Source organism: Nocardia jiangsuensis, from assembly GCF_042650385.1.
Classification (GTDB): domain Bacteria; phylum Actinomycetota; class Actinomycetes; order Mycobacteriales; family Mycobacteriaceae; genus Nocardia; species Nocardia jiangsuensis.
Window position 1 is genome coordinate 1 of record NZ_JBHSAX010000026.1, and the last position, 1,518, is coordinate 1,518.

The 1,518-nt window shown below is 66.3% G+C and carries 1 protein-coding gene; it reads left to right on the plus strand.

Going from position 1 to position 1,518, the window contains the following annotated elements; all coding sequences use genetic code 11:
- Nucleotides 1–1,518, plus strand: a 1,518-nt coding sequence (locus tag ACFO0B_RS28500) for an FAD-dependent oxidoreductase (RefSeq protein WP_378616284.1), incomplete at both ends; no start/stop codon positions are given.

The following is a 1,518-nucleotide window of genomic DNA, read 5'->3' on the forward strand; positions in this document are numbered from 1 at the left end:
GTAATCACGCAGCGTTGCTGTAACGACGCGAGTTGTGTCTCCGAGTGCCCGGTCGATTGCATTCGTCCGACTCCGGATCAGCCGGGGTTCGCGTCGGCGGAGATGCTGCACATCGATCCCGATACCTGTATCGACTGCGGGGCGTGTGTCGATGCGTGCCCGGTGGAGGCGATCTTCTCCGAGGACGATCTGTCGGCGTCGCTGGCGCGGTATCGGGATATCAACGCGGCGTATTTCCAGCGGCATCCGCTGGAGTCCACTATCGAGCCTCTGGTCTCTCCGGCGCGGCCCCCGAAGTCGCTGGGGACGTTGCGGGTGGCGATCGTGGGGGCGGGTCCGGCGGCGTGTTATGCCGCGGATGCGATCCTGCGCCGGGCCGATGCCCAGGTGGAGTTGTTCGATCGGCTGCCCACGCCGTGGGGGTTGGTGCGGGCGGGGGTGGCTCCCGATCATGCGGGGACCAAGACGGTGTCGGCGATGTTCGAGTCCGCGTTCCGTCGCGACACGTTGCAGTACTACCTCAATGTCGAGGTCGGTACCCATGTCAGCCACGAGGAGCTCCTCGACCACCATCACGCGGTGGTGTATGCGGTGGGTGCGGCGACCGATCGGCGGTTGGGGGTGCCGGGTGAGGATCTGGCGGGGAGTGTGTCGGCGACGGAGTTCGTGGCCTGGTACAACGGGCATCCCGATTACGCCGATCGTTCCTATGACCTGTCGGGGGAGCGGGCGGTGATCGTCGGTAACGGCAACGTCGCCCTCGATATCGCCCGGGTCCTGACCCTGGATCCCGATGAGCTGGCCAAGACCGACATCGCCGATCACGCGTTGGAGGCTCTGCGGGCGAGCAACATCAAGGAAGTGGTGATCCTGGGCCGTCGCGGGCCCCTGCAAGCCGCCTACACCTCCCCGGAGTTCCTGGCCCTGGCGCATCTGAAGAATGTCGATGTGGTGGTCGCTGCCGAGGACCTCGACCTCGACGACCTCAGTCGCGGGCATTTGGATGATCCGGATGTGGAGCCGTCGGTGCGGTTGAAGTACACCCTGGCCGAGGAGTACGCCCACGCTTCCCGCAACCCCGAGCACAAGCGGATCGTGTTCCGGTTCCTGACCTCCCCGACCGCTGTGCTGGGTGAGGACCGGGTGACCGGGGTGGAGTTCGCCCACAACGAACTGTTCGACGACAACGGCCACGTCTCGGCTCGGACGACCGACCGCACGGAGACCCTCGAAACCGGGCTCGTGCTGCGTTCGATCGGTTACCGGGGGCAGCCGGTTCCGGCGTTGCCCTTCGACGAGGCCAAGGGTGTGGTCCCGAACGAGCAGGGCCGGGTCGTCGAGGACGGCGCACCGGTCCAGGGTGTCTACGTGTCGGGGTGGATCAAGCGGGGTGCTCGCGGGGTGATCGGGTCGAACCGGGTCGATTCCGAGGAGACCGTGGAGCAACTGATCGCTGACTTCGTGGCCGGGAAGCTGGCTGCTCCGAAGGCGGATCGGGTGGCGTTGCGGGAGTTGGTG